The 7,452-nt window shown below is 61.6% G+C and carries 8 protein-coding genes; 7 read left to right on the top strand and 1 reads right to left on the bottom strand.

Annotated features, from left to right (window positions below):
• The coding region (gene asnB / locus ASN18_RS14075; protein WP_085053422.1) for an asparagine synthase (glutamine-hydrolyzing) at window positions 1-1,023 on the bottom strand (1,023 nt) is incomplete at its 3' end.
• Window positions 1,024-1,180: 157 nt separating this feature from the next.
• Between asnB and ASN18_RS14070 the strand changes: the two genes are divergently transcribed.
• The 7 genes from ASN18_RS14070 to ASN18_RS14040 all read left to right on the top strand — a co-directional run.
• Window positions 1,181-2,101: a lysylphosphatidylglycerol synthase transmembrane domain-containing protein gene (locus ASN18_RS14070; protein ID WP_236861772.1), complete on the top strand. Its 921-nt coding sequence runs from the start codon at window positions 1,181-1,183 to the stop codon at window positions 2,099-2,101.
• Window positions 2,102-2,222: 121 nt separating this feature from the next.
• Complete coding sequence (locus tag ASN18_RS18090) at window positions 2,223-3,203, top strand: HDOD domain-containing protein (protein ID WP_085053419.1); 981 nt, start codon at window positions 2,223-2,225, stop codon at window positions 3,201-3,203.
• A gap of 1 nt (window position 3,204) precedes the next feature.
• Window positions 3,205-3,594 (top strand): magnesium transporter CorA family protein, encoded by a 390-nt coding sequence (locus ASN18_RS14060; protein ID WP_085053418.1) that lies wholly within the window; start codon window positions 3,205-3,207, stop codon window positions 3,592-3,594.
• A 147-nt stretch (window positions 3,595-3,741) separates the two neighbouring features.
• Window positions 3,742-4,620, top strand: a complete 879-nt coding sequence (gene metF / locus ASN18_RS14055) for a methylenetetrahydrofolate reductase [NAD(P)H] (protein WP_157073009.1) — start codon at window positions 3,742-3,744, stop codon at window positions 4,618-4,620.
• Window positions 4,621-4,646: 26 nt separating this feature from the next.
• Window positions 4,647-5,852 (top strand): aldo/keto reductase, encoded by a 1,206-nt coding sequence (locus tag ASN18_RS14050; RefSeq protein ID WP_236861771.1) that lies wholly within the window; start codon window positions 4,647-4,649, stop codon window positions 5,850-5,852.
• A gap of 32 nt (window positions 5,853-5,884) precedes the next feature.
• Window positions 5,885-6,787, top strand: a complete 903-nt coding sequence (locus ASN18_RS17640) for a DUF6599 family protein (protein ID WP_236861770.1) — start codon at window positions 5,885-5,887, stop codon at window positions 6,785-6,787.
• On the top strand, window positions 6,756-7,452 hold a 697-nt coding region (locus tag ASN18_RS14040; RefSeq protein WP_085053415.1), incomplete at its 3' end, for a DUF362 domain-containing protein. The genes ASN18_RS17640 and ASN18_RS14040, both read left to right, overlap by 32 nt.

Here is a 7,452-nt window from a genome sequence, read left to right as displayed (position 1 = left end):
GGTGGCGTGATGCAGGGAACCGATGTGTCCGGCCATGTTGTGGGCGTGGCAGGATTCATCGAAGCTCGGTTCGTTGAAACCGATGGAAAACGACTCCAGGGGTTTGGTCCGGGTGAATTGCGCGGCCAGGGCCGCGACCGCGGAGGAGTCGATGCCGCCACTCAACAGCACCCCCAGAGGGACATCCGACATCAGGCGTCGTTTCACCGCCAGGGTGAGGAGTTCCCGCAACTGCTCCCCCCACTCCTGGACCGGGTTGGAGGGGAGAGTGTCGAAGGGGTCCAGGACGAACTCCCAGTAACGATGCTGCGTGGTGGTCGATTGGTTCAGGTCGTGCAGCAGGTTGCAACCGGCGGGGAGCTTGTGGATGTCGTGAAAGATGGTGGCCGGGGCCGGAATGTAACCATAGGCGAAATATTTGTGCAGACTGGTTGGGGAAATGGCGGGCCGGATGTGGGGATGTCGCAGCAGGGCCGTGAGCTCGGAGGCGAAGGCGAACAGATGTCTGTCCGCATGATAATACAGAGGTTTTTTTCCGAATCGGTCCCTGGAGAGAAACAGTTTTCCCCGTCTGGCGTCGTACAGGGCGAAGGCCCACATGCCATTGAGCTTTTCCGGCAGGGCGGTTTGCCACTCCTCGTAACCATGGAGCAGGACCTCGGTGTCGGAGTGGTCGGTTTGAAAGCGGTGGCCCGCCCGGGAGAGTGTGGCGCGCAACTCCGGATGGTTGTAGATCTCCCCGTTGAAGATCACCCCTATGGCGCCGTCGGCGGTCCACATGGGTTGGGACCCCCCCGCCAGGTCGATGATGGAGAGTCTGCGATGCCCCAAATAAATCCGTTTTTCCTGGTCCCACCATGTTCCCTGGGCATCGGGTCCCCGGTGCAACAGGGCTTGCACCATGGCGATCAGGTGTTCCTGGTCTCCGGTTCCGATAAAACCCGCTATGCCGCACATTTTTGTTGAATTCCCGTGATGATTCCGAGCCTTGATCGCTGTCTGCCAGGACAATGGCACCAACATTGATCCCCTGCGGGAGAAAAGTCAAATGCAAAATCGATCTACATGCTTGCAATGTATAACATATCCCCGCCGGATGGAATGGACTTGCCGGGGGGTTTGGGATTATTCTGCCGCGTCATGATTGGAGTGGGCTGGAGTCCGGGCAAAAGGAGCGGCTGTGAAAATCGTCAAATATCTGCTGTCCATCGGGCTGGTGTATTGGCTGGTCCGTTCGGATCAACTGCAAATCTCCTCGTTGCGGTCGCATCTTTTCTCCTCCGGCCATCTCTGGGTGCTGTTGTTGTTGTTGGGAAATTTTTTCGGGCAGATTCATCGCTGGTGGACGCTGTTGCGGTTGCAGGAGATTGAGATCCCTTTTGTCACAATGATACGCATGGGATATATTGGACAGTTTTTTTGCATCACCTCGATCGGATCGATCGCCGGCGAGGCGGCCAGGGGGTTCTACGTGCTGAAATATTCGGGAACCGCCAAACTGGCGGCGGTCTCGACGGTGGTGATGGATCGGGTGTTGGGCCTGTTCACCTATCTGCTTCTTGGCGGGATTTTCACCCTGTTCTGGCTGGGTTGGGGGGAGCCGTCCGAAGTGCTGGCGCGCTACGGGGCGGTGACCCTGCTGGCGGTGGGGGGGATGGTGCTGCTGTTCGTCCTGGTCTGGTCGCCGGTGGTGCAAAGGGTGTTGTTCGATCGGTTGCCCGTTGGCTGGGCTGACGTGCTGCGCCAGATCATGGTGGCCTACCGGCCCGGCCGGGCCGGGGTCTGGCTGGTGGTGGGGACCTCCCTGCTGACCTCGCTGACCCATTTGCTGGCTTTCATGATGGCCAGTCGGGTGTTGGGGTTGGGGCTGGGGTGGGATGCGCTGTTCATGACGCTGCCCCTGGTGGTGCTCTCCGGCACCCTGCCCATGCCTTTGGGCGGTCTGGGGGTGGGTGAAACGGCGGCGCAACTCCTGTTGTCGCCGTTGGGCGTTCCGAACGGAGCGCTGCTGATGCTGATGATCCGGGTCACCAACTGGATGCTGATGCTGCCTCCGGGCGCGTACTGCTATCTGACGGAAAAGGATGTCGTGGCCCGGTGATGGAAATTGGGAGTAGCCTTTTTTGGAGATTGGGGCTATTCTTTGGAACTCTTGACCTGTACGGGCCGGCGCGCGGTCGGACGGCATTGGTTTACATGAATCAGATGATCGGCAAGGTGTGATGGCAGCCAAGGAGAGCAAAGAGGAGCACAGACGTCTGCGTCGGGCGGAGCGCCTGCTGGAGAATCTGTCCATGCCTTCCCGGCCCGATGTCCTGCTGGACGCGGTGCGGACGCAGGCGGGCTTCGCCCCGGACCCGTTGGCCGTCACGGCGGTCATTCTCAAGGACATGGCCCTCTCCGCCGCCGTGTTGCACGCCGCCAATACCCAGTTGAACGGTTGGAAACGCAAGCTGATCTCCATCGAGGGGGCCGTGGCGCTGCTGGGTCTGGAACGGGTGCGCGCCATCGTCGCGGAGCAGTTCTTGAGCGCCACCCTGGTCAGCCAGGAAGGACCGCTCCAGATGGTGCGGTTGCGGGGTGTGGAGGCGGGACGGGTGGCGGCCCGTCTGGCTCGTGAACTGCCGAAAGCGGCTCCCCATTGCCTGAATGGCTATCTGCCCCCGGTGGCCCCCGACGAGGCGTATGCCGCCGGCCTGCTGCACGATTGTGGTCTGGTGGCCATGATGCGGGGCTTTCCGGACTATGTGGGTTTCTGCCAGGAGATGCACGCCAGAGGGGGGGGGCGACGTGGTGGCGGAGGAGAACGAGCGTTTCGGGACCAACCACTGTCTGGCGGGTTTTTTGATGGTGCAGAGATGGCGTCTGCCGGAACCTTTCTGTCGGATCATTCGCACCCATCATCGGACGGACGACTTCAACCGTCCCGGACAGAAGGTGCGGGAACTCGGTTATACGGTTCTGCGGGCCATACTGCACCTTTCCGCCTCGGTTTGCGGTGGGGTGTCGGTGGGGGAGTGGCAGGCCGTGGAAGAGCGCATCACCTCTTTTTTTGGTTTGGAAGCCGGGCAACTGGAACGATTGCGCGCCCCCTCCGGTGGGGAGTGAGGCGGAGAGGTTGGCTTTTTTCGGAAAAATATGTTTCAATCTGGGAAATGAAACGTGCAGGCAGGATCCATCGTGGAACCTTTTTGGGAGGATGAGATGGCACAAAAAGCGAAGAAAAAAGTGCAGGGCAAGCGGATCTCGGGCGCGACCGGCAATCGACTCGCCGAGTTGGAAAAGCGGATCGTGGATCTGGAAAAGCAGATGTCCGACAAGATGGATCAACTGTCGGAAAGAAACGCGGCCCTGTTGCGCAAGACCACCGAGCAGATGCGTCAGCTTTCGGACCGGCAGGCGGCGCTGTTGCGCATGACGTCGGAACGGGATGCCCAGTTGTCCGAGCGTAATGCCGCCCTGTTGCGCAAGGTGACCGATCAGATGGATCAGTTGGCCGAACGCAACGCGGCGATCATCCGCAAGTTGGCCGGCACCACCGCGGATGATGAGGCGAAATCCACCGCGAAAGGCAGATCGACAACAGCCAGATAAGGCAACACCGGTTCGCAATCGGGTCGCGGCGACTCCCCCGACCGTCGTGATCGCGCCTCCTCCCGAGAGTTTCCGCCGGTTCTTTCCGGGAGGAGGCGCGGGCGCGCGTCCTGATCGTTCAAGGCATTATTTCTTGGAGGAGTGGTGATGATGACGGCTCAAAACGGTGTTGGTTCCACCCGTCCCAGCCTTTCGTTCGAGTTCTTTCCGCCCAAGAAGCCGGAGGCGGAAGTTCTCTTCTGGGAGACGCTCGACACCCTGATGCCCTATCGACCCGATTTTGTCTCCATCACCTGCGGGGCCGGTGGCAGCCGTCAGGCGGGGAGTGGCGCGCTGGTGCGGCAGGTGCGCGAGCGGACCGGCCTGACCACGGTGGCCCATTTGACCTGTGTGGGGGCCAGTCGTCCCACCCTGACGGAAATGCTGAACGATTATCAGGAGTGTGGCATTGCCACCATTCTGGCTTTGCGGGGCGATCCCCCCCGGAACGACCCCCCCGGCGCGTTGGAACAGGGGGCGTTTCGCTACGCGGAACCTTTTGTCGCCTTCATTCGAGAATATTTCCCCCAATTTCGCATCGGCGTGGCCGCCTATCCCGAAGGTCATCCCGAAACGGCCGATCCAAGCGTGGACCAGCTCCATTTCCGGCGCAAGGTGGAGGCTGGAGCCGATTTCGCCGTCACCCAGTTCTTCTTCGAAAACGATGTCTATTTTCGTTTCGTGAGCGACTGTCGCGCCAAAGGGGTCCATATTCCCATCTATCCGGGGATCATGCCGGTGACGGACTTCAAGCAGCTCAAGCGGTTGTCCGAGTTGTGCGGTTCCACGTTGCCCCGCTGGCTCACGGAGCGGTTCGAGGCGATTCGGGACGACCCGGAAAAGATGCGTCAGGCCGGGGTGCGGGTGGCGGTGGCCCAGTGCCGCGACCTGCTGCGCCGTGGTGCTCCCGGACTCCATTTTTTCACCCTGAATCAATGCGTCGTCGTGCCGCAAATCCTGGAGGAGCTGGTGGGGGAGTTTTATTGAGCATTTCGATCGGAAGGAGCGACTCTATGGAACGCAGGACATTTATCAAATCGGCCACGTTGTTGGCGGCGGCCGGGGTGTCATCCATCGCCGGGGCCGAAGGGGAGGCGCCCGTCGGGGGGGAGAAGGCGCGGGTGAAGCGCTACCGGCCCTTGGGAAAGACCGGCATCAAGATGAGCGACATCTCCTTCGGGGCGGGACGGCTGACCTCGGCGGCGCTGGTGTTGCGGGCCGTTGACCGGGGGATGAACTACTTCGACACCGCCCCCGATTACGGTCCCAGCGAGGATTTTATCGGGGAGGCCCTGCGCAAGATGAAGGCCCGCGACAAGATTCATCTCGTTTCCAAGTTCTGTCAGCCCGTCTCCTATCAGCCAGGCAAGAGCCACTTGCAGGTGGGGTCCAAAAAGCAGGATTACATCGCCGCCGTGGAGAACAGTCTCAAGCGCATGGGCACCGACTACCTGGACGCGGTTTTTGTCCACGCCATGGGGGAAGGGAAGGAACTGGACCAGGAAAAGAACCGTCTTTTGGACCCGGAAATGCTGTCGGCCACCGAGGCGTTGAAAAAAGCGGGCAAGGTGCGCGCCCTGGCGGTCTCCTCCCATGGACCCAACAACATGGAGACCCTGCTGCTGGAGGCGGTGCGTTCCGGTCATTATGATTTCATCATGCCCGCCTTCAACTTCCTGAAGTTCCCCAAGGTCCCGGAAGTGCTCAAGGAGGCCAAGACCCGTGACGTGGGGGTGGTGGCCATGAAGGTGCTGGCCGGAACCAGGGAGAGCGGCATGAAGTTCGATCCGGGTCAGTTCGAGCAGTCGGCGTTCAAGTGGGCCTTGCACCACCCGGAGGTGAGCGGACTGGTGATCACCATCCAGTCCGCCCAGGATCTCGACAACTATCTGCCCGCCTCCGGTCAGCCCTTCACCGCCGCGGACCAGCGGGTGCTGGACCAGTACGCCGCGTTGCACGGCGCGGATTATTGCCGTACCGGATGCGGTGACTGTCTGCAGGCCTGCGAACAGGGGGTGGATGTCGCCGCCATTTTGCGATACCAGATGTACTTTGAAAACTACGGCGACGAAAAACGGGCCATGCTCTCCTACGCCGCCCTGGAGCGGAATGCCGGTCTGTGCGCTGGGTGCGAAGATGACGCCTGCACCAGCGCCTGCGGGTATGGCCTGCCAGTGAGCCGGAAATTGCGCGCCGCCCATCGTTTGTTGACTTTATGAACCCGGTTGTCTCCTGGTGGCTGCGGGGGGGCTTGCTGGCGCTGCTGCCCCTCATCGGTTACGGGGTGTGGCTGGATGGGCAGAGTTATGATCCGGGTCTGCTCGATTTCAAGCAGGCCGGGGTCCGTCTCTCCCCCATGGTGGATTTTTTGCCGGAACGGGTGGGGGGACTGGCGCGACAGGGAGAGGCGCGCCGTTTCGGCAAGGAGAATCTCCACGACTATGTCAATGGTCACGCCGAGTTTTTCATCGGGGCCGGTTTCAAGGAACTGATCGTGGGTGAGTACGGCGACGGAACCCGCCCCGGCGTGGTCGTGGACCTGTACGACATGGACAAACCGTTGTTCGCCTTCGGCGTGGTGACCCAGGAGACCCAACCCGACGCCCAACCCGTGGCCATCGGCGAGATGGGGAGTGGGGACGCCCGTGGTTTGCGATTCATTTTCGGACCCTATTACATCAAGATGACCGCTTTCGCCGAGGGAGCGCCCCTGGAGGAGATCGGCAAACTCCTGATCAACAACATGGGCAAGGTGGGAGGCGGGGTGCGCAGTTTCGCCTTTCCGGAGTGGGGCCGTCCGACCGCGACCCGTTTCATCAAGGACAACTACCGGGGGCTGGACTTTTTCGACCATGTGGTGGAACGCACCTTTCAATGGGAGGGGCGGGAGGTCCAGGGGTTTCTGGTGGGGGAGGGCCGGGGGCTGGAGCAACGGTTGACGGCCTTTCTCGCCAGGGAGGGGATTCCGGTGAAACAGGTGGCGCACCAGGGCCTGATGGTGACGGTGGTGGACGACCCGTATGAAGGGACATGGTTTTTCCTGCGGGACAGGGAGCAACTGCTGGGCGCCTTCGGGCTCCCCCTGGAGGCGGCGTTGGGTCCATTGCAGAGGTTTGTGGAACATGGCGGTCAGACGCAGAGCGGAAAAAAATAACAGCGTGCTGCCTCCGGTGAGCCGCCGTGAATTTCTGGGACGGATGGCCGGGCTGTCCGGTTTGGCGGTGGGGATGGCGGGGGGCGGGTATCTGCTCTACAGCGATCAGCCCTTGCGCAAGAGTCTGGTGGAGGTCAAGAAGATCAAGGACTTCAGAGTGCCGCCCGATCCCCTGCATCCGGTCATGGCCGTGGTGCACGGTCAGCGCACCGAGGCCATGGCGCGGGAGGCGGTGGAGAAACTGGGTGGCATCGCCCGTTTCATCGCCCGGGGAGACCGGGTGTTGTTGAAACCGAACGTGGGCTGGGACCGGCAACCGGAGCAGGCGGCCAACACCGGACCGGAACTGGTGGGCGCCATGGTGCGTCTCTGCCGGGAGGCCGGCGCGGCCACGGTCTGGGTAACGGATGTCTCGTTGAATGACCCCAAACGCTGCTTCGCCCGCTCCGGCATCGGGCAGGCGGCGATGGAGGCCGGGGGAAAGGTGCGCCTGCCGGGCCGGGATGATTTTCTGGAGACGGACATGGGGGGGGAGATCCTCAAGGTGTGGCCGGTGGCCCGTTATTTCCACGAGGTGGACAAGGTGATCAACCTGCCCATTGTCAAGCACCACTCCCTTTCCGGTTGCACCCTGGCGATGAAGAACTGGTATGGGGTGATCGGCG

This window comes from Candidatus Magnetominusculus xianensis (assembly GCA_001541255.1).
GTDB lineage: Bacteria > Nitrospirota > Thermodesulfovibrionia > Thermodesulfovibrionales > Magnetobacteriaceae > Magnetominusculus > Magnetominusculus xianensis.
Note: the sequence above shows the minus strand (reverse complement) of the source record. Positions and strands in the feature narration are given on the sequence as shown.